Annotated in this window: 20 protein-coding genes, 3 pseudogenes and 1 riboswitch; of the genes and pseudogenes, 20 read left to right on the forward strand and 3 right to left on the reverse strand. The window is 45.6% G+C overall.

The window, feature by feature from the left end; all coding sequences use genetic code 11:
* The first annotated feature begins 81 nt into the window (after positions 1 to 81).
* From I2H87_RS00290 to I2H87_RS00370, 16 genes and pseudogenes are all read left to right on the forward strand, one after another.
* A complete protein-coding gene (locus tag I2H87_RS00290; RefSeq protein WP_195609068.1) occupies positions 82 to 225 on the forward strand; it encodes a WxxxWxxW domain-containing protein in 144 nt (47 codons plus the stop codon).
* A gap of 58 nt (positions 226 to 283) precedes the next feature.
* Positions 284 to 616 carry a DUF3795 domain-containing protein gene (locus tag I2H87_RS00295; RefSeq protein WP_044954798.1) on the forward strand — a complete coding sequence of 111 codons (333 nt, stop codon included), beginning with the start codon at positions 284 to 286 and terminating at the stop codon, positions 614 to 616.
* Positions 617 to 699: 83 nt separating this feature from the next.
* Positions 700 to 1,179 carry an MGMT family protein gene (locus tag I2H87_RS00300; protein WP_009267465.1) on the forward strand — a complete coding sequence of 160 codons (480 nt, stop codon included), beginning with the start codon at positions 700 to 702 and terminating at the stop codon, positions 1,177 to 1,179.
* A 651-nt stretch (positions 1,180 to 1,830) separates the two neighbouring features.
* A pseudogene (locus tag I2H87_RS00305) lies at positions 1,831 to 2,754 on the forward strand (replication initiation factor domain-containing protein); the annotation flags it as partial.
* Positions 2,747 to 3,490, forward strand: a pseudogene (locus tag I2H87_RS13915) (ATP-binding protein); the annotation flags it as partial. The pseudogenes I2H87_RS00305 and I2H87_RS13915, both read left to right, overlap by 8 nt.
* 105 nt (positions 3,491 to 3,595) lie before the next feature.
* Positions 3,596 to 3,699: riboswitch (TPP riboswitch) on the forward strand.
* 76 nt (positions 3,700 to 3,775) lie between these two features.
* Positions 3,776 to 3,970, forward strand: coding sequence for a sulfur carrier protein ThiS (thiS, locus tag I2H87_RS00315; protein ID WP_009267462.1), 195 nt, complete (start codon positions 3,776 to 3,778; stop codon positions 3,968 to 3,970).
* Complete coding sequence (gene thiF / locus I2H87_RS00320) at positions 3,963 to 4,607, forward strand: thiamine biosynthesis protein ThiF (protein WP_330611421.1); 645 nt, start codon at positions 3,963 to 3,965, stop codon at positions 4,605 to 4,607. The genes thiS and thiF overlap by 8 nt, the downstream gene beginning before the upstream one ends.
* A 23-nt stretch (positions 4,608 to 4,630) precedes the next feature.
* The gene (locus tag I2H87_RS00325) at positions 4,631 to 5,461 is read left to right on the forward strand and encodes a pyridoxamine kinase (RefSeq protein WP_117550572.1); all 831 of its coding nucleotides are present in this window, start codon (positions 4,631 to 4,633) and stop codon (positions 5,459 to 5,461) included.
* Positions 5,462 to 5,482: 21 nt separating this feature from the next.
* Positions 5,483 to 6,253 carry a thiazole synthase gene (locus I2H87_RS00330; RefSeq protein ID WP_022036980.1) on the forward strand — a complete coding sequence of 257 codons (771 nt, stop codon included), beginning with the start codon at positions 5,483 to 5,485 and terminating at the stop codon, positions 6,251 to 6,253.
* A 10-nt stretch (positions 6,254 to 6,263) separates the two neighbouring features.
* A complete protein-coding gene (thiH, locus tag I2H87_RS00335; RefSeq protein ID WP_022036981.1) occupies positions 6,264 to 7,517 on the forward strand; it encodes a 2-iminoacetate synthase ThiH in 1,254 nt (417 codons plus the stop codon).
* A 10-nt stretch (positions 7,518 to 7,527) separates the two neighbouring features.
* Positions 7,528 to 8,163: a thiamine phosphate synthase gene (thiE, locus tag I2H87_RS00340; protein ID WP_009267457.1), complete on the forward strand. Its 636-nt coding sequence runs from the start codon at positions 7,528 to 7,530 to the stop codon at positions 8,161 to 8,163.
* Positions 8,164 to 8,247: 84 nt separating this feature from the next.
* A complete protein-coding gene (thiD, locus tag I2H87_RS00345; protein ID WP_044954796.1) occupies positions 8,248 to 9,045 on the forward strand; it encodes a bifunctional hydroxymethylpyrimidine kinase/phosphomethylpyrimidine kinase in 798 nt (265 codons plus the stop codon).
* A 24-nt stretch (positions 9,046 to 9,069) separates the two neighbouring features.
* Positions 9,070 to 10,374, forward strand: coding sequence for a phosphomethylpyrimidine synthase ThiC (gene thiC, locus I2H87_RS00350; RefSeq protein ID WP_009267455.1), 1,305 nt, complete (start codon positions 9,070 to 9,072; stop codon positions 10,372 to 10,374).
* Between the two features lie 9 nt (positions 10,375 to 10,383).
* Positions 10,384 to 11,007: a thiamine diphosphokinase gene (locus tag I2H87_RS00355; RefSeq protein WP_009267454.1), complete on the forward strand. Its 624-nt coding sequence runs from the start codon at positions 10,384 to 10,386 to the stop codon at positions 11,005 to 11,007.
* 130 nt (positions 11,008 to 11,137) lie between these two features.
* Positions 11,138 to 13,115: pseudogene (locus I2H87_RS00365) on the forward strand (recombinase family protein).
* Positions 13,116 to 13,167: 52 nt separating this feature from the next.
* Positions 13,168 to 13,965 (forward strand): SdpI family protein, encoded by a 798-nt coding sequence (locus tag I2H87_RS00370; protein ID WP_022152474.1) that lies wholly within the window; start codon positions 13,168 to 13,170, stop codon positions 13,963 to 13,965.
* A gap of 121 nt (positions 13,966 to 14,086) precedes the next feature.
* On the opposite strand, the gene I2H87_RS00375 is transcribed toward I2H87_RS00370, so the two are convergent.
* Complete coding sequence (locus I2H87_RS00375) at positions 14,087 to 15,487, reverse strand: alanine/glycine:cation symporter family protein (protein WP_195609069.1); 1,401 nt, start codon at positions 15,485 to 15,487, stop codon at positions 14,087 to 14,089.
* 128 nt (positions 15,488 to 15,615) lie between these two features.
* Between I2H87_RS00375 and sdaAB the strand changes: the two genes are divergently transcribed.
* The 3 genes from sdaAB to I2H87_RS00390 are packed head-to-tail and all read left to right on the forward strand — an operon-like array spanning position 15,616 to position 18,507.
* Positions 15,616 to 16,284, forward strand: a complete 669-nt coding sequence (gene sdaAB, locus I2H87_RS00380; protein ID WP_022152476.1) for an L-serine ammonia-lyase, iron-sulfur-dependent subunit beta — start codon at positions 15,616 to 15,618, stop codon at positions 16,282 to 16,284.
* Positions 16,285 to 16,300: 16 nt separating this feature from the next.
* Complete coding sequence (gene sdaAA, locus I2H87_RS00385; protein ID WP_009267449.1) at positions 16,301 to 17,194, forward strand: L-serine ammonia-lyase, iron-sulfur-dependent, subunit alpha; 894 nt, start codon at positions 16,301 to 16,303, stop codon at positions 17,192 to 17,194.
* A 56-nt stretch (positions 17,195 to 17,250) separates the two neighbouring features.
* Complete coding sequence (locus tag I2H87_RS00390) at positions 17,251 to 18,507, forward strand: hypothetical protein (protein WP_117550576.1); 1,257 nt, start codon at positions 17,251 to 17,253, stop codon at positions 18,505 to 18,507.
* Positions 18,508 to 18,510: 3 nt separating this feature from the next.
* Here the strand turns inward: I2H87_RS00390 and I2H87_RS00395 are convergent, their stop codons facing one another.
* The gene (locus tag I2H87_RS00395) at positions 18,511 to 19,101 is read right to left on the reverse strand and encodes a TetR/AcrR family transcriptional regulator (protein WP_009267447.1); all 591 of its coding nucleotides are present in this window, start codon (positions 19,099 to 19,101) and stop codon (positions 18,511 to 18,513) included.
* A gap of 178 nt (positions 19,102 to 19,279) precedes the next feature.
* Here I2H87_RS00395 and I2H87_RS00400 point away from each other — a divergent pair, with 178 nt between their 5' ends.
* Positions 19,280 to 20,152: a DegV family protein gene (locus I2H87_RS00400; protein WP_022152480.1), complete on the forward strand. Its 873-nt coding sequence runs from the start codon at positions 19,280 to 19,282 to the stop codon at positions 20,150 to 20,152.
* A gap of 80 nt (positions 20,153 to 20,232) precedes the next feature.
* Here I2H87_RS00400 and I2H87_RS00405 read toward each other — a convergent pair whose 3' ends face one another.
* The gene (locus I2H87_RS00405) at positions 20,233 to 21,186 is read right to left on the reverse strand and encodes a helix-turn-helix domain-containing protein (RefSeq protein WP_009267445.1); all 954 of its coding nucleotides are present in this window, start codon (positions 21,184 to 21,186) and stop codon (positions 20,233 to 20,235) included.
* Positions 21,187 to 21,311: the final 125 nt, after the last annotated feature.

Consider the following 21,311-nt stretch of genomic DNA (forward strand, 5'->3'; position numbering starts at 1 on the left):
AGCAGAAAAGAAATGACGATATTGAAGGGGTATGATATAATGTACATAAAGATAAATTGGAAGATGCGGAGGTGGTCGATTGTGGAAAAGACTAAAAAGAAAAATTGGATAATAGCAATCATTGTTGCTATCTTTTATTTAGCAGTAAGTATTCTCTTTGATTTATGGGCTTATTCTTGGATTATATGGATTGCCTATGCACTTTATAGATTTATCGTCAAATAGACAATTCCAGTTTATATAGAGAGCAATAAATTTGAAGTTGTGGAGGTACATAACGATGATGAAAAAAATGATTGCATATTGTGGACTAGATTGTGAAAAATGCGACGCATATATTGCAACAATCAATGACGATCAAAAATTGCGAAAAAAAACTGCAAAACTATGGGCTGAATTAAATAATGCTCCTATTCTTCCAGAGCACATTAACTGTCAAGGTTGTCGTGTGGACGGACTTAAAACCGTATTTTGTGATAGTATCTGTGGTATTCGCCAGTGTGCAATGAAAAAAGGTGTTACTAGTTGTGCCAACTGTTCAAATTTAGAAAATTGTCCTACTGTTAGGGCAATCCATGAGAATAATCCGTCTGCTTTGAAAAACTTGAAAGGATAAATTTGAAGTTGTCAAGTTTTTTCAAACAGCCTCATTGCATAGGAATGCCAAACAGATTATCCTTAAAGTAGGAGGTGGCAGAAATGGCAAACGAAGATAAAAAAGATTTTAATGCTATGTTGCACGATAATAAGGATATGCCAAAATTTCAAATCATTAAAGATCAGAAAAGCATTGAAAAATATGGTGGAAGTAAAATGTATTTTGCACCGCCAATCGACTATGACAAAGTAATGAAAAAAATTCCGTATGGTAAAGTGATTACCGTCGGGAAAATACGAGAATACTTTGCGGAGTTAAGTGGTGCAGATTTTACAGAACCGATTACAGCAGGAATTTTTGTTTCTATTGTGGCATGGGCGAGTTATCAGCGTTCAGAAGATGAAACGCCTTATTGGAGAACATTGAAAGCGAACGGAGAACTAAATGCTAAATATCCAAATGGTATTGAAGCACAAAAAGAAAAATTAGAAGCAGAAGGACACACCATTATTCAAAAAGGGCGGAAAAATGTACGGTACTATGTAAAGGACTATGAAAATTCTCTCTTTGATTTGAAATAGGTAAATCCCAGTTTGCAAAGAGGAAAAGAGTTTTATATAATTAGCAGTTAAAAAGGTGGAAAAATTATGGAAAAAGATAAAATTAGGTTTATATGTTTTTTATTTGCCTCAATATGTTTCTTTATAGTGTCAATAATGAAATTTATGGATAAGAATACTGCCTCAGCAATAATATTTTTATTATTAGGTATTTCTTTTTTACTTTTATCAACTACACATTTGAAAAATGATAAATAAGTACAACCCCAGTTTATGTGGAAGATGACCTAAAATCTCTTACAAAGACGGAGTGATCCAGACATGGTGGCGGGAAAATCCCCAAGATTTTTCCGCCATGCTTGCAAGTGGCTGGTTCACTTCATCTGTGAGCGAGCTTGCGAGCGAACATCAAGCCCCCGTTATCTAACAAGGGGGGCACAAAAAACAAGAGTCAATATACATTAACAAGCGGAAAACGCTGTATTTACAAGGCGAAACTGCATTTTACATGGTGTGATATAAATTATGCCATTATCACTTGGGAAAATAGAATATAACATTAAGAAAGACAGTTGATTTCAAATAAGAAATTGATTGTCTTTTTCTTTTGTAGAAATGTAGGCAATTATCAGTAAACGGTAGTTGCTTTTTTTTGATTGGAGGAATTAAAGAATGAATGATAAAGATTTTATTGAAGAATTAAAACGTAAACGTGACGAATACGGAGTTACACAAACAAGACTTGCCGTTGCCTGTGGTATCAGTCGAGAGCATTATAACCGCATTGAGAAAGAAAAACTTCCATTGACGGAAGAACTAAAAGAAACATTAGAAAAACAGATTGAGTGTTTTAATCCGCAAGAACCGTTGTTTTTGCTGATTGATTACTTCCGTGTCCGTTTTCCTACTACTACGGACGCATTAAAGATTATCCGTGATGTATTACAACTGAAAGCAGACTATATGCTTTATGAAGATTATGGAAAATACGGCTATGAAAGCAAATATGTGCTTGGCGACATCAACATCATGTGTTCCATGCAGGAGCATTTAGGGGTTCTGTTGGAACTGAAAGGCAGAGGTTGTCGGCAAATGGAAAGTTATCTGCTGGCACAGGAACGCTCATGGTATGACTTCATGCTGGATTGTATGACGGCTGGCGGTGTGATGAAACGGCTTGACTTGGCTATCAATGACCGAGTAGGGATATTAGATATTCCAAAATTAAAGGAAAAATACAAGGCAGGCGAATGTATTTCCTACTTCCGTATGCAGAAAGATTACAGCGGTACGGAGAAATGCGGTAATGATACACCGAAGAATACAGGCGAAACCTTATATTTAGGCTCAACAAGTAGCGAATTATATATGTGTGCTTATCAGAAGAATTATGAGCAGTATGTCAAGAATGGCACAGAGATTGAAGATACGGAGATTAAGAACCGTTTTGAAATACGTATGAAGAATGAACGAGCCTATTATGCGGTTGTAGATTTACTGACCTATCGGGACGCTGAACGTACCGCTTTTTCTATTATCAATCATTATGTACGCTTTGTTGATAGAGAGGACGATAAGCCAAAAAGTCAATATCTTTGAGGGAAAACCCGAAAGTAAACGTTATGAGTGGACGATTGCTCATGTCAAGGCAATATTGAAAAGTGAGGTTTATATCGGAAACAGTGTTCACAATATGCAGTCTACGGTATCGTTCAAGAGCAAAAAGAAAGTGCGTAAACCCGAAAGTGAATGGTTTCGAGTAGAAAACACTCACGAGCCGATTATTGACAAGGAAGTGTTCTATCGTGTGCAGGAGCAGATAAAATCAAGACGCAGACAGACAAAGGAAAAGGCAACGCCGATATTTGCAGGGCTTGTCAAGTGTGCGGATTGTGGCTGGTCTATGAGATTTGGAACGAATAAGGCAAATAAAACGCCATACAGTTATTATGCTTGCAGTTACTACGGACAGTTTGGCAAGGTAGATATGGTGTCGGTAGATTTGGAAATAGTTTTGCAGGTTTTTGAGAACCTGCTTTCTAATGCCATGCGATATGCGGATACTGCAGTTTCAGTTGCATGCCGTACAAAAGGCAAAAAACTTCTGATTACGGTCGCCGATGATGGTAAAGGATTTAATAGTAATGCCTTAAAGATTGCAACAGATCCATTCTATACCACTGAGAAAAAGTCTGAAGGAGAACATTTCGGATTGGGTCTTAATATCAGCAAGGTTTTGTGTCAGCGCCATGGTGGTGGCATTACCCTAAAGAACCAAAAAAATGGCGGAGCCTCCATTACGGTATGCTTTGGAATGAGAAGCCAAAAGTGAATGGGAAAGAAATATATTGAATTATTGCAATACTTTGACCTTTTTGTAAATATTTGTGGAGATTATTGCAATTAAAGGATAATGGGTGTATAATGTCAGCGACAATTATACAGACGGGAGCTTGTAAACAGGCTGAGAGGAAGGTGTGACCTTCGACCGAGAACCTGATTTGGATAATGCCAACGTAGGGATGCCTGATACAAGGATATTAGGAATAACAGAGTACGTTTTAGGAAGTTACCAAATCGGTAGCTTCCTTTTTTTATTGTCATGGAGGTGATTTGTATGGTGAAAATCAATGGTGAAAAGTTGGATGTTGCAGGCAAGACAATCGCAGAGTATCTTGCAACAACGAAATACGATCCCAAACGGATCGCTGTAGAACGAAACGGTGATATTGTTCCCAAGGCTCAGTATCCTGACACCGTTCTGGAGGATGGTGACAGTGTTGAGGTCGTTAGCTTTGTGGGAGGTGGTTAATCTGATACCGACAAAAGAAGCTTGGGACGTGGCACTAAAAGAACGACATGGCGAAGAGCTGCAGGAAAAGTTTTCGGCAGCGACAGTTGCTATATGTGGACTTGGTGGCCTTGGCTCCAATATTGCCGTTTCACTTGCCAGAGCCGGCATTGGAAAACTGATCCTCATTGACTTCGACCATGTGGACATTTCCAATTTGCACCGCCAGCAGTACAAAGCAGATCAGATTGGAATATATAAAACGGAAGCGTTGTGTGAGAACCTGAAAGAGGTTGCACCGTATGTTGTGATTGAAACACATACCGTTCGTATCACAGAGGATAGTGCTGTGGAGCTTCTCAAAGATGCCGATATCATCTGTGAGGCTTTTGATGGTGCTGAAGCCAAGGCAATGCTGACAAACCTTGTTCTTGAGGTGATGCCCAAGAAATATCTTGTAGCGGCATCAGGGATGGCGGGACTTGGCAGTGCCAATACGATCAAAACGCGAAAAGTGACCAACAAATTTTATTTGTGCGGTGATGAAGTCAGCGATGTGAAAGACGGGATAGGTCTTGTCTCTTCCCGTGTGATGCTTTGTGCCGCACATCAGGCACATATCGTTTTGCGAATCTTAGCAGAAGAATATGAAGTTTAACTGATATAAGGAGAATGAAAATCATGTCTTACAAGAAAATTTTAACGATTCAGGATATCTCATGTGTCGGTCAGTGTTCGCTGACCGTTGCGCTGCCAATCCTTTCTGCGTGCGGAATGGAAACCTGTATTTTGCCATCTGCGATCCTTTCTACCCATACTGCAGGATTTCAGGATTTTACTTTCCGTGATCTTACGGATGATATGCCGAATATCCAGAAGCATTGGCAGAAGGAAAATATTAAGTTCAGTGCCATTTACACCGGTTATCTTGGCAGCACAAAACAGATCGGCTATGTAAAGGATATTCTGAGTACAATGGGTACTTCCGATTGTGTTCGCGTGGTGGATCCTGCGATGGCTGATAACGGTAAGCTCTATCCGGCATTTGATGGTGAATACGTAGAAGCAATGAAGGAGTTGTGCGGTTCTGCAGATATTCTTCTTCCCAATATTACTGAAGCCTGCTTCCTGGCAGACATGGAATACCATGAAGTCTACGATGAAACGTATATCAAGGTACTACTTGAAAAACTCTCTCTGTTTGGAGCAAAATCGATTGTTCTGACCGGTGTGGGTTATGCTCCTGAAAAGACTGGTGTTGTCGTCTATGAAAACGGCGAGATGCGCTACTATGAGCATGACAAGATCTCAAAGGGCTGCCACGGAACCGGCGATATCTATGCGTCCGCATTCACCGGCGCACTGATGAACGACAAGAGTATGTTTGAAGCTGCAAAAATTGCTGCGGATTATACCGTGAAATGCATCATCAATACCCAGGGCGATGCAGATCATTGGTACGGGGCCAAATTTGAAACAGCGCTCCGGGACCTGATCGATATGCTTGATTAACAAAGAAAGAAGGAATAAAAAATGAACAACGATAAACTGATCATAGGCGGACACGAATTTAACTCCCGTTTTATTCTGGGATCCGGCAAATACTCCATGAAGCTCATTGAAGCAGCGGTGAAGGATGCTGGCGCAGAGATCATCACACTTGCCGTTCGCCGTGCAAACACCAAGGAACAGGAAAGCATCCTTGACTATATCCCCGAAGGAATTACCCTGCTCCCGAACACCAGTGGCGCGAGAAATGCAGAAGAAGCCGTGCGTATTGCGAGACTTGCCCGTGAGCTTGGCTGCGGTAATTTCGTAAAAATTGAAATTATGCGTGACTCTAAATACCTGCTTCCTGACAATCAGGAAACCATCAAGGCGACAGAGATCCTTGCAAACGAGGGATTTGTAGTTATGCCGTATATGTATCCTGACCTCAACGTGGCCCGTGACCTTGTAAATGCCGGTGCCGCAAGTGTTATGCCCCTGGCTTCTCCCATTGGTTCTAACAAAGGTCTTGCAACTAAAGAGTTTATTCAGATTCTTATTGACGAAATTGACCTGCCTATCATTGTAGATGCCGGTATCGGAAGACCGTCCCAAGCTTGCGAAGCAATGGAAATGGGCGCCGCCGCTATTATGGCGAACACCGCACTTGCAACCGCAGGAGATCTTCCTATGATGGCTTCTGCTTTCAAGAATGCCATTGAAGCCGGTCGTAAGGCATACCTTGCGGGCCTTGGCAGAGTGCTGACCCGTGGTGCATCCGCCTCCGATCCGCTGACCGGTTTCCTTCGTGATTAAGAGGTGGCCTATGGATAATCAATTTTTTGTGGATTCGGAGCATCTGTCTCCAGAAGCACTTGCAAAAAAGCATCGGCTGGAAAACAATCCGTCCTCACGTAAAAGCCACATGGAATATCTGCCGGGGATGGAAGTGATTGAGTCGGATGTGTGTGCAAGTGTAATGGCGCAGATGAACTCCTACGACTATTCAAAATATACTGCAGCCGATGTGAAAGCAGCTTTGGAACACGATACCTGTACGATAGAAGATTTCAAGGCACTCCTTTCTCCAGCAGCGGAACCGTTCCTTGAACAGATGGCGCAGCGTGCAAGACTGGAAACAAGTAAGCATTTTGGTAATACCGTGTATCTGTTCACTCCCCTGTACATAGCCAACTACTGCGAGAATTACTGTGTCTATTGTGGTTTTAACTGTTACAACCATATCAACCGCATGAAGCTCAGTATGGAGCAGATTGAAAAAGAGATGAAGGTCATCGCCGACAGCGGTATGGAGGAAATCCTGATCCTTACCGGTGAGAGCAGAGGCCAGAGCAACGTGGAATATATCGGTGAAGCCTGCAAGCTGGCAAGAAAGTATTTCCGTATGGTAGGACTTGAAATCTATCCTGTCAATACCGATGAATACAAGTACCTTCACGAATGCGGTGCAGACTACGTAACGGTGTTTCAGGAAACCTACGATGCGGATCGATATGAGCAGCTTCATCTGCTCGGTCACAAGCGTGTATGGCCTTACCGCTTCGATGCCCAGGAACGTGCGCTTCGTGGTGGTATGAGAGGGGTTGCATTTTCGGCTCTGCTTGGACTCTCTGACTTCCGTAAGGATGCTCTCGCAAGTGCATTGCACGTTTACTATTTGCAGAGAAAATATCCTCACGCTGAAATGTCGTTGTCCTGTCCAAGACTCAGACCGATCATCAATAACGACAAGATCAACCCTTTGGATGTTCACGAAAAACAGCTTTGTCAGGTGCTTTGTGCATACCGTATCTTCCTGCCGTATGTAGGTATTACCGTATCTTCCCGTGAGAGTGCTGAGTTTAGAAACGGTATTGTGAAGATTGCGGCAACGAAGGTTTCTGCGGGTGTTTCCACCGGTATTGGTGATCACGAAAGTAAATATACAGGAAAAGAAACGGATGAAGTACAGGGCGACGAGCAGTTTGAGATTGACGATAACCGCAGTCTTGACAAGATGTATAGGGACATTGCAGAGGAAGGTCTGCAGCCGGTTCTGAATGACTATCTGTATGTGTGAGGGAAAGAGAATGAAAAAGTTTGATCCAAGTTTATATTTTATCACTGACAGCACGAACTACACCGAGGAAGAATTTCTCTGCCGTGTGGAGCAGGCTCTGAAAGGCGGTGTAACCCTTCTTCAGCTCCGTGAGAAAAACAGAAGCACACGGGAGTATATCGAACTTGCCGAGAAGGTACACGCCATTGCCAAGCGTTACAATGTGCCGCTGATTATTGATGACCGTGTAGATGTAGCTCTTGCTATGGATGCCGAGGGGGTTCACGTGGGGGCCGAGGATATGCCTGTTGCAACCGCAAGACGCTTGATGGGTGACGATAAGATCGTAGGCGCAACCGCAAAAACCGTTCCTTGGGCAAAGGAAGCCTACGAGCAGGGTGCTGACTATCTTGGTGTAGGTGCAATCTATCCCACCACAACCAAGGTGAAGACAGTTCTGACATCTACGGATACCCTTCGTGATATTTGTAATGCGGTACCCATTCCTGCGAATGCCATTGGCGGACTCAATAAAGGTAACATTGATGTTCTCACCGGAATTCCTATTGCCGGAATTTGCGTGGTATCTGCCATTATGAAAGCAGATGATCCAAAGATGGCGACAGAAGAACTGAAAGCAAGAGCACATGAGCTTGCTCTGATTTAAGTGAAATAAGCGGCAGATTGGGGGCACCACCTTATGCCGCTATACAAAACGATGCTGAAAAACGAAAGGAGTATTTCTATGAAAATGAAAACAGCATTGACCATTGCAGGAAGCGACTGCAGTGGAGGCGCCGGTATTCAAGCAGATTTGAAAACAATGACGATGAATGGTGTTTATGCCATGAGTGCGATTACAGCACTGACAGCACAGAACACGACCGGCGTAAGAGCGATTCAGGAGTCCACACCTGAATTTTTAAAGCATCAACTTGATGCGATATTTGAGGACATATTCCCTGATGCAGTCAAGATCGGTATGGTATCTTCGGCGGAGCTTATCAAGGTTATCGCCGACAGACTGAAGATTTATAAGGCAAAGAGTATTGTAGTAGATCCTGTGATGGTGGCTACCAGCGGTTCATCACTTATGAAGACGGATGCGGTCTCTACGTTGATGGATGAACTACTCCCCATTGCCGATGTAGTCACGCCCAATATTCCGGAAGCGGAAATTCTTTCGGGAATGGCTGTTTCTGATAAGGAAGATATGATAAAAGCGGCAAAGAAAATCGGCGATACATACGGATGTGCCGTGCTTCTCAAGGGCGGTCATAACATCCATGATGCAAATGATCTGCTATACGCAAATGGAAATTTCAAATGGTTCTATGGCAAACGAATCGATAATCCCAACACCCATGGGACGGGGTGTACGCTGTCATCAGCCATAGCATCGAATCTTGCAAAGGGCTATGATCTCGAAACCTCCGTACAGAGAGCCAAGAATTATATTTCGGGCGCACTTTCCGATATGCTTGACTTAGGGCAAGGCTCAGGACCTATGAATCACGCTTTTCATCTAAATAGTGAGTTTACCAAATAAAATTGCTTGAAAGGAATCAAAACAATGAGAAATTACACAACACAAATGGACGCCGCAAGACAAGGCATTATTACACCTGAAATGAAGGCGGTTGCAAAGAAGGAATACAGAACAGAAGAAGAAATCAGAGAACTTGTTGCAAAAGGACAGGTTGCTATCTGTGCAAACAAGAACCACACCTGCATTGATCCAAACGGTGTAGGCTCCATGCTCCGCACTAAAATCAATGTTAATCTCGGTGTTTCCCGTGACTGTAAAGATTACGATATCGAAATGCAAAAGGTTATGGCAGCCGTAGGTATGGGTGCTGAAGCCATTATGGACCTTTCTTCCCATGGTAACACGCAGCCTTTCCGCAGAAAGCTCACAAGTGAGTGTCCCGCAATGATCGGTACTGTTCCAGTTTATGACAGTGTGATTCATTATCAGAGAGACCTTGCAACTCTTACAGCAAAAGATTTCATTGATGTGGTTCGTCTTCACGCAGAAGATGGTGTTGATTTTGTAACCCTTCACTGCGGTATTACCCGTAAGACCATTGAGCAGATCAAAAAGCACAAGAGAAAAATGAATATTGTTTCCCGCGGCGGCTCCCTGGTTTTTGCTTGGATGAGTATGACGGGCGAAGAAAATCCCTTTTACGAATACTTTGACGAGATCCTGGATATCTGCCGTGAGTATGATGTGACCATTTCGCTTGGTGACGCCTGCCGTCCCGGTTGTCTTGCCGACGGAAGTGATGTATGTCAGATTGAAGAGTTGGTTCGTCTTGGCGAGCTGACCAAGCGTGCATGGGAAAAAGATGTTCAGGTTATGGTGGAAGGTCCCGGACATATACCGATGGATCAGATTGAAGCCAATATGAAGATGCAGCAGACCATCTGTATGGGTGCGCCGTTCTATGTGCTCGGTCCTATTGTTACGGATATTGCACCCGGTTATGATCACATCACTTCAGCTATCGGTGGAGCGATTGCTGCAGCAAGCGGTGCTGCTTTCCTTTGCTATGTAACGCCCGCTGAACATCTTGCTCTGCCGAATGTAGAGGATGTAAAGCAAGGTATTATTGCATCGCGCATTGCAGCTCACGCTGCGGATATTGCAAAGAAGGTTCCTCACGCAAGAGACATTGACGATGCAATGGCAGATGCCAGAAGAACTTTTGATTGGGAAAAGCAGTGGGAATGCTCCATTGATCCTGAAACTGCGAAAGCCATCCGTGACAGCCGTGCTCCTGAACACGAGGACAGCTGCTCGATGTGTGGCAAATTCTGTGCAGTCAGAAGTATGAACAAGGCGTTGAGTGGAGAGTACATTGATATTCTGTAAGGTGAGAAAATGAAACGATGTGTGATTGTCGGTGGTGCTGACATAAACAACTATTCATATATCAGAAACTGTCTTCGTGAGGATGATTACATTATCTTCTGTGACAGCGGACTGAAACATATGGATGCCCTTCAGGTAATACCCGGACTTATCGTGGGAGATTTTGACTCCCACGATAATCCACATTTTGATATTGAGACCATTGTACTTCCCTGCGAGAAGGATGATACGGATACCGTTTTTGCAGTCAAGGAAGCTCTGAAACGTGGTTTTGATGATTTTCTGCTGATCGGTGTTGTAGGAGCAAGGCTCGACCACACACTTGGCAATGTGTCGATTTTGCTCTACCTGGATTCGCTTGGTAAGAAAGGAATCATTATTGACGATTATTCTGAAATGGAGATCATTTCAAATAAGCCTGCTTATATTGAGGATTCCTATGCGTTCTTTTCACTTTTGAATGTTACTGGCACTGCCAAGGGCATCACGATAGAGAATGCCAAGTATCCACTTGAAAATGCAGAGATTACCTGTGAATACCAGTATGGAATCAGCAATGAAGTGCTCCCGGGCAGAAGAGCAAAGGTTACTGTTTTGGAAGGAAAATTGTTGTTGATAAAAGATAGAGAGTAAGCAAAAGGCGTCGCTACCACAGCGGCGCCTTTTCGCTGTCCGTAGAAAAAGACATACTTTTCTGATATAATTTTCAAAAAGGATGAGATAAATGCTGCCGAATCCGTAGAATAAAGGTGAGGCAGAAAGGATGGTGAGCAGATTGGACGATAGTAAAATAATTGATTTGTTCTATGAGCGCTCAGAGCAGGCAATCATTGAACTATCGCAGAAATATGGCTCTGTATGCACAAAGGTTGCTAACAATATATTGAACGATGTACGGGATACCGAAGAATGCGTGAATGACGCATATCTCGGAGCGTGGAATACAATACCGCCTCAAAGACCAAATCCGCTTCTGAGTTATGTCTGCCGCATTGTTCGTAATCTTGCCATCAAGAAGTATCATGCAAATACTGCAGCGAAACGGAACAGTAGCTATGATGTTGCTCTGGACGAGCTAGAAAACTGTTTCCCTGCGTCCACCTCGGTTGAGGATGAATTTAACGCAGGCGAGATTGCAAGAAGTATTGACCGTTTTCTTGAAACTTTGGATAAGGAAAACAGAATTATGTTCGTCCGCCGGTACTGGCATTCGGATTCGATTGCGGATCTTAGGCAGTATGCCGCAGAGCATGGGCTGACCGTTGTAGACGAGTACATTGACGACGGATGGAGTGGGACAAATTTCGAGCGTCCAAGTTTCCAAAGGATGATTGATGACATCGAGGACGGGAAAATCAACTGCGTTGTCACAAAGGACTTATCCCGTCTGGGAAGAAACTATATCCTGACCGGTCAGTACACGGAAATCTATTTCCCCAGCAAGGGAGTACGCTACATTGCCATCAATGACAATGTGGACACCATCAACGGAGAAAGCGAGCTTGCACCGTTCTTAAACATCCTGAATGAAATGCACGCCCGACAGACCAGCAAAAAGGTCAAGGCTGCCATGCACACAAGATTTGCCAATGGCGCACACTATGGAGCGTATGCACCGCTGGGCTATGTAAAAGACCCGGACAAAAAAGGTCATCTTCTGATCGACCCGGAAACACGCTGGATTGTAGAAAAGATTTTTGACCTTGCCGTACACGGGAGGGGTGCCGCCAGCATTACACGGATTCTGGTGGAAGAAAAAGTACCTACCCCCGGCTGGCTGAACTATGAAAGATATGGGACTTTCCGCCAATATCTACGCCGGTGCGCCCGCAGAAAAAGCCTATGCGTGGACGATTGCACAGGTCAAGAGCATTTTGAAAGAGGAAACTTACATCGGTCACAGCGTTCACAACAAGCAGAGCAACATTTCATTCAAGAACAAGAAAAAAGTGCGGAAGCCGCAGGAAGAATGGTATCGTGTGGAAAATACCCACGAAGCCATCATTTCCGAAGAAGTGTTCCAAAAAGTTCAGGAGCTGATTGCAAGCAGACGCAGGAAACGCAGAAATGGTACAACACAGATTTTCGCAGGATTGATAAAATGTGCAGACTGCGGATGGTCTTTAGCCTATGGGGAAAACAAGCAGAATAAGAACCCATACGGGTACTACCATTGCAGCAAGAACGGACAGGGATTACGCCAGTGTTCCATGCACTATATCCGTTATGATGTACTGTATGCCTATGTGCTTGCAAGACTGCAATACTGGTCTATGTTGGCACAGAAAGACGAGGACAAGCTGCTGAAACGGCTGCTCAATGCCAGCGACAGAGAAAGAAACTCTGCGAAGAAAAAGCAGGCTGCGGAGCTGAAAAAGGCGGAAAAGCGTAAAGCCGAGGTTGACGGGCTGTTTGCTAAAATGTATGAGGACTGGTCTGCCGGACGCATAACCGAGTATAATTTCAATATGCTGTCCGAGAAGTACCAGAACGAGCAAAAGGAGCTTGAAACAAAAATAAGACAGCTTCACGAAATGATGGAAGCCGCCGTACAGACCGCAGCGGATGCTGAAAAGTGGATTGCCCTAATGAAACAGTATGTCAACCCTGTGGAGCTGACCGCCGAACTTCTGAACACTCTAATTGAAAAAATAACCGTCCACGAAGCTGTCAAGGGCGAGGACGGAAGTCGTGAGCAGGAAGTAGAAATCTACTACCGCTTCATCGGCAAAATCGACTGACCTTTCTTTTTTTACCCAACAATATCTTTAATTAAGGGAAACGGGAAAATCGGTGCCGGACGCGGAAGCATTGATCGGGATTTCCAAGCTTTTGGAAGTACCGGTCAGTAAATTGCTCGGTGCAGAGGTGGAGCAGACGGATATGGAAGATCTGACAGAAGAACTTGCCAGAGTAAATGAACAGCTTGCCGGGCTGCATCGCAAAGAAGACCGGATGAAACAGGCGGGGGAGAAGCGCGGCTTGATCTTGTTTTTATCATTTGCCGCGATGTTTCTTTCGCTTGCGATCAAGCAGGAGGCGGTATCACTTTTCTTATCCGGAGTATGTATTTTGACGGCTGTTGTGATCCTGTACCGTAATCTGACACTGCTGACCAGTGTGACGACAGAGGATATGCGGTTAAACGTGCTGCGTATCACAACCGTTTTTAATACGGTGGTGTTGGTTCTGGGAATCTTGCTGGCAGTGCTCACGGCTTCGGATGTGATAACTTTTTCGGAGCAGCATGAGCAGATGTTTGCAGTGTTTCTTGTCGCCTGTGTGATGATCTTTGCGGGCATGGTATCGCCGAAACTTCCGTTTACAAGGCATACGGGGTTAAGACTGCCTTGGACTGTCCGGGACGAGGAGACATGGAATCTGGCACATCGGATCCTTGGGATCCTGTCTTTGCCGCTGGCGCTTCTGTACGTTGTCTGTTCTCTGACAAGTGACCGAATGGAGGAGATCTCATTGATCGCGATGCTTTTATGGATCGGGATTCCGGGAGGGATCTCGTACCTGTTCTACTGGAAGAAAATGCATGGCGGATTGGGTGAAAAAACCAGTCAATCATCGAGTGGAAGATGATTGACTGGTTTTTTGTATAGGCGACGAGCCAAAGTCCGGGCTTGCCCGAGACCTTGGCGACTGCTTACAATCCCGGAATGTGCCTTTTGGCACTTCCGGTGATTAGATGGGGGGAGAAAATTCAGTTTCCCTTTTTCCCCTCCCCGGCAAAATATTCTTTCACCAGTTTTACAACCGTACCGGACAAGAGGAAGACTGCGATCAGGTTCGGGATTGCCATCAGTCCGTTGAACGTTTCCGCGATGCTCCAGAGAAGCCCTAAGTTGGCTGTCGCTCCGAGGATCGCAACAAGAGAATATACGACCATGAACGGCTTGATGACTTTTTCGGAGAACAGAAATTCAATGCACCGTGCACCGTACAGTCCCCAGCCAATGATCGTGGAAAAGGCGAAGCAGCACATGGCAACGGCTGTAAATAAAGAAACCCAGCTTCCGTATGTGGCGATGAATCCCTGGATCGTCAGTTCTGCTCCGGCATCCACGCCGTACTGGATCGGCACGCCGCTGCAAAGTACGACCAGCGCAGTCAGCGTACAGATGACGATGGTATCCATGAAGACTTCGAAGATCCCGAAGAATCCCTGTTTGACCGGTTTCTTTGTGTCGGCGCATGCATGGGCGATGGAACCGGTACCGAGTCCGGCCTCATTGGAGAAAATACCGCGGGACACTCCTTTTTTCATACTCAGGAACATACTGCCGACAACACCGCCGGTAACGGCGGACGGATGAAATGCTCCCGAAATGATGGAAGCAAATACGGCAGGGATGCTTTGATAATTCATAACGACTACGCCGAGAGCGAGTATAATATAGAAGAGCGCCATGAACGGAACGAGTTTTTCGGTCACGCTTCCGATCCGCTTGATCCCTCCAAGCAGGACAAGTCCCACCACGACCGCGATCAGGATGCCGAGGATCAGATTGCTCGTGGAGACCGAATCCTGATCGATGATATGGAAATTCAGGAGCGCGGAATTGATCGCAGTCGTGATCGTGTTGACCTGAGTGGCATTTCCGGTGCCGAATACGGTCAGGACGCCGAAGATGGAAAATAAAACGGCAAGCCAGTGCCATTTTTTTGACAAACCGTTTTTGATGTAATACATCGGTCCGCCGACAAGGTCGCCGTGTGTATTCCGCTCGCGGAAATGAACGGCAAGCGTGACTTCGGCAAATTTGGTGCACATTCCGAGCAACGCCGAAATCCACATCCAGAAGACCGCGCCGGGACCGCCGATCGCGATCGCTCCTGCGACTCCGGCGATGTTGCCGGTTCCGACGGTGGCTGCAAGCGCGGTGCAGACAGCCTGAAACGGCGTCAGAGCTCCGTCTGATGCTTCCCGTTTGCGGAAGACTCGTCCGAGGGTTGTCCGCATGGCGTAGGGAAATTTGCGGATCTGCAAAAATCCGGTGCGAATGCTCAGATAGAGACCGACGCCGAAGATACAGATCATTGCCGGAACGCCCCAGACAAAGTTATTGACTGCACTGTTGATTGTTTCGATGACATTTAGCATAAGATTGTTTTCCTCTCCTCTTTTTATAACAAGAATGTAGAAAGCATATCATATTTTCAGAAAAAAGTACATGATTTGGCACAGAATGTGTTATGCTTGTACCAGAAAAGTATCGGAGGTAACAAGGAATGAAATTTTTGAGTCTTTTTGACGTGATCGGTCCGAATATGATCGGTCCATCCAGTTCGCATACAGCCGGAGCGGCGTCGATCGGACTGTTTGTGTCGAAAATGTTTGCGCGGCCGATCAAGAAAGCTGTATTTACGTTGTATGGATCTTTTGCGCAGACGTATCAGGGACATGGAACAGACCGGGCTCTGCTCGGCGGCGTGCTCGGGTTTGAGACCGACGACCCGCGGATCCGGGATGCGTTTACCATTGCAGAAGAAAGAGGGATCGCATATGAGTTCATAGCGGATGAAAAGACGGCGACCGTACATCCGAATACCGCGGATATTTTGCTGGAGGATCCGGACGGATACACATTGCTGGTTCGCGGAGAATCGATCGGCGGCGGAAAAATGCAGATCGTGCGGATCAACCAGATCGAGGTAGCGTTTACCGGGGAATACAGTACGTTGATCTGCGCGCAGAGGGATGTGCCGGGCGTGATCACGCATATTTCTTCATGTCTGAGCGCATATAATGTGAACATTGCATTTATGAGATTATTCCGGGAGAAAAAGGGAACGACAGCGTATACCGTGATCGAGTCGGACGAGTGGATCCCGGATGAAATACTGGAAGATATCAAGTCCAGTCCGAATATACAGGATCTGATGTTGATCCAAATGTGAAAGGCAGGAAAAACAAATGGATTTTTTAACAGGGGAAGAATTACTTGCGAGATGTGAGGACTCCGGACTTCCGATTTCCGGAGTGATGAAAAGACGGGAAACAGACAATACGGAACAGAGCAAAGAGATCGTCGATGCACGATTGAAAAAAGCGTTGGAGATCATGAAAAATTCCGCTCACGGACCGCTTCTGCATCCACAAAAATCAATGGGCGGACTGATCGGAGGAGAAGCGAAACGTCTGGCGGCGCATGCGGAGAGCGCCGGATGCGCAGTGGATACGCTGCTCGGAAAGGCGATCCGTTACAGTATGGCAGTGTTGGAGGTCAATGCTTCGATGGGAACGATCGTAGCCGCTCCGACGGCCGGCTCTTCGGGGGTCGTTCCGGGGGTGTTGTTTGCGTTGCAGGAAGAACGGGGGCTGTCTGAGGCGGAATTGGAAAAAGGACTGCTCTGCGCCGGTGCGGTTGGATGTCTACTGATGCTGAACAGCTCCGTGTCCGGAGCGGAAGCCGGCTGTCAGGCGGAGATCGGTTCCGCGTCCGCGATGGCGGCAGCCGCGGCTGTGGAATTGATGGGAGGAAGTCCGAAGATGTGTCTGGAAGCGGCTTCTCTTGCACTTTCCAATCTTCTGGGGCTCGTCTGCGATCCGATCGCGGGACTGGTGGAATCTCCGTGTCAGAGCCGGAATGCAATGGGAGCGGCAAATGCGCTGACCTGTGCGGAATTGGCGCTTTCGGGAATCTGTCATCCGATCCCGTTTGATGAGATGGCGTCGATGATGCATCATGTCGGAAGAAGTCTGCCGATGGAACTTCGGGAGACGGCGCTCGGCGGATGCGCGGCGACGCCGACAGGGCAGAGGCTTGGTGAAACATTGAAGCGTCCGCAATGTGCAGGATGTAAATAGGTTCGGGACATATAGGAACACCGCACTAAGGTGATGAAAAGAACAGAGAGGGAAATATGGGGAAACGTGATCGATCAGGAGACAAACAGCTGAAAAATGTACCGTGGGAGATTGACCGGACTGAGAAGAAAAAGAAAGTCCTCCGGATTATTTTTTTGATCCTTGCCGTGGCAGCGGCAATTTATATGTGTATCGGGATTTATTTCGGCTTGACGGGGAAAAATGAATATTTTCAATACGAATTTTGGAGTGTGGCATTTCGGAAAGTGTGGGTGCATCCACGCTGGTTTCTGCACAGCGTAGCGGCAGGAATGGCATTGATCTTGTGCTTGTATGGATATTATCGGACAAAATCGGAGAAAAAGCATTATGTTGCGCTCGGATTTTGTATGCTGATCCCTTATTTCGGAATCGGACTTTTGACGACCGGTGCTCCTTTGCTGCTTCTTATGACGATATTTATAGGCGGAATGTTTGCTATGGCGAATTTGCCCGGAAAGATTGGCAGATCGCTTACATATAAGCTGCTCGCTGCTCAGGAACATTTAGAAGCAGATGCCGAAAAATTTGCAGAGAAGCAGCTGCGGACAATGGAGTGGATCCGATGTTTTCCATTGAAGAGAGTCCTGATCGCGGGAATGTGGATCTTCTGTCCGGTCATGGGGATTTTGGGGATCGTGTCATTTTTGAAAGTTCCGGATACCGATTCACTGTGGGTAATCCCGCTTTTGTTTGTGGTCGCAGCGCTGACGGCGAAGAAAGCGTGGCGATATATTTTAACGCCGTATCATTGCATGCCTGTGCTGAACCACATTTTATCTAAAGAGCAGATGAAGAAGCTGCTTGTCGGGGAACATTTCAGGGAAGTCTCTTTTGAAGATGAAGATTTAAAGAAATATGTTCCGGTTCTGGTCAGTGAAAATTGGGCGCTGATCGAGGGGATTTTGATTTCCAGAAAGCTGGCGATCAGTCTGTATATTGATGCTATTGTTTCCATATCGAGAAGAAGTTCGCGGATCAAAGGGATGTATTTGAACGGAGAGACGTTCTGCACGAGAACGACGGATCTTTATCTGGGAGGAAAATATTCCGGAGAGATGCCGGAAAACTTGGAAGAAATCTGTCAGATCCATTTTTTAAATCGGGCATGGATGACGCGGCAGGAACCGATCAGGGAAAAGTATCTTACGATTTTACCGGAGATTCCGGATGAAAGACAGAAAATGTGGCATCTTCTCACCGAAGACATATCGGATATCCAGCAGGACTATGCAAAAATGTTCGGGTCGGGAGAGAAAGTGAAAAAGCAGTAATGTCTAACGCTCCAACAACACATCCGAAGTCAGAAGATCGGTCAGCAGTCCGGAAGCTTCTTCCATGATCTCGCTGACGGAATCTGTCTCGGCATGGCTTTCGTTGATGAACCCGACCAGACCGTAACAGAGAAATCCGGCAGTTTTTTTAGGAGAATATTTGAGCTTGAGTTTCTGTTTGATCCCCTCTTTTGTCGTGTAGCTTTCGACTGTTTTCAGCACATAATTGTAGAATGAAAATGCCAGATAAGGACTTTTCCCGGGGATCGTCTGACTGAAAAAGGCATATTCCGTATAATAAAGCTCGACGATGGCATAAAGCACATTGCGGTAATTCTGTACGAGATCATGTTCCGGGTTATTTTCCGCCTGATGCTTCTGATACAGCTCATTTCCTTTTCGGATCATATCTTGAAAAATGTCGTCGACGAGTGCGTATTTGTCATTATAATGTGAATAAAATGTAATGCGGCTGATTTCAGCGCGGTCGCACAGCGCTGTGATCGAAATCTGTTCAAACGGTAGTTCAGTCATCATTTCGATCAGTGTGTTTTTTAAAGCTCGTTTTGTCTTTTTGATACGACGGTCTTCCATAATAATTTACAATTTCTCCATTCTGTATAAATAACTGACAAGTTTGAAATATTGTTCATTGTTATCATAGGGCTTGGTTGCTATAATTTTAACATCTGTTAAAGTAACGGTCAATGTGTTCAGAAGCGTAAGAGGAACGTTTGGGAACATAAAAGAACCTGAAAGGGGAAAGAGAAAAATGCAGAAGATTGCAGTTATGACAGACAGTAATTGTGGAATGTTACCGGATAAAGGAAAAAAGCTCGGGATTTCCATTGTCCCGATGCCGGTGATCATAGATGGTACGACTTATTATGAGGGCGTAGATATTACGGCGGAAGAATTTTACAAACGACAGGCAGCAGGGGCGGAGATCACCTCGTCGCTTCCGTCGCCGGGAGATGTGATGGATATGTGGGAAGCCCTTTTGAAAGAACATGATGAGGTTGTCTATATACCGATGACAAGCGGACTGAGTACATCCTGCCACAGCGCTGTGATGCTGGCGGAAGAATATGACGGACGGGTGCATGTTGTGGACAATAAACGGATTTCCGTAACGCAGATGCAGTCCGTATTTGACGCATGTAAGATGGCAGAGCAGGGGATGACAGGAAGCCAGATCAAACAGCGTCTGGAAGAGGAGGCGCTCGACGCGACGATCTATATCGCAGTGGATACGTTGGAATATCTGAAAAAAGGCGGACGTATCACACCGGCAGTGGCGGCGATCGGAAGTGTCTTGAATATCAAACCGGTCATGTGGATCGGAGGGGACAAGCTGGATGCACATGCGAAAGCGCGGGGCATGAAAGGCGCGTTCCGAAAGATGTGCAAAGCGCTGCATGAAGATCTTGACGGAAGACTGAAAGATCTGCATGACCGCGGGGAACTGGTTCTCGGAATCGCATATACATGGATGGAAGAGGAAGAGTTAAATGTTTGGAAAGAAGAGCTCGCCAAAGAATTTCCGGGGGAGATGATCGTTCCGGGAACTTTGATGCTGAGCATCGGATGCCATGTCGGACCGGGGGCGCTCGGAATCGGAGCAGTTCGTAAGATCAAAGAGTAAGAAATAAAGCAGAGACAGCAAGTAAAAAAGCCATATGGCTCTTTTGTGTCGGAGTATATCGCAGGATATACAGACAGATATCAAAGAGTCATATGGCTTTTATAATATTCTTTCGGCGTCATGCCGTATTCTTTTTTAAAGGCGCGGAAGAAATGATTGTATCCTCCGAATCCAGCCATTTTGTAAACTTCGGTGATCGGCATGCCCTCGATGATGTATTTCTTGCACATACGGAGCCGGTTTTTGGTGATGTAGCTGTGCAGCGTCTGTCCGGTCTGTTTCTTGAATTCCCGGCAAATATGGTAGCGGCTCACAAAAAAAACTTTTTCCAGACGTTCCAGAGTGAGTTCCTCGGAAATGTGCCGGTGGATATAGGCGAACAGATCGTCCAGTACAAACTGCCGGTGACCTTTCCTTGTCTTTTCAAATTCAGAACGGATGCAGGCTCTCAAAATGATGACGATCATAAGAGAGAGCATATTTTTTTCAAAAAGCCGCGCACCAAAATCGTCTTTTTCCTGTTCGGAACGTTCCAGACGGGTGAACAGATTTTTCAGGATCGCGGCAGTACCTCCGTCGGTCGGAACGCTGATGCAGGAGAAAGGAACGACTTCCATACTTTTCAGGAGATCCGTCCCCTCCTCGGAAAGTTCCGCCAACAGTTCTTCCGAATATTGGATCCAGAGAAGTTCCGCGGCATGCTGAGAATTCCGGGATTGGATCTGGATCGTCTCTTTCGGCTTGATCAGGATCAGATCGTTGGGACCGCAGTGCCAGACGACGGGCTGCCCCATTGGATTTTCGGGCTGTACGGCGTCATCGTCCGGAGGAACGGCAGAACCGACGACAGTATCAGCGTGGATAGAGGAAGTTTTATGTTTTTTTGCCGGCGTTTCATTGCAGAATGAGCAGTTGCCGACGCGTACGATCAGCACACTGTAATAATTTCCGGATGAAATCCGCTTCTTCTTTGTATTTTCCAGAATAATGCGGGAAAGCTGGTATCGTTTCTTTTCTGATGTTTTGTGTTCCATGAACCCTCCTTTTTGGCAAAAACAGCATGATTATTAAAAGTAGACAAAAATTTAACAAGCAAATTGTGCATGTTGCTGAATTGAATTTTCAGAAAGCGGCATCAATATAGATAAATATAATAATA

This window comes from Mediterraneibacter glycyrrhizinilyticus (assembly GCF_015560805.1).
GTDB lineage: Bacteria > Bacillota > Clostridia > Lachnospirales > Lachnospiraceae > Schaedlerella > Schaedlerella glycyrrhizinilytica_A.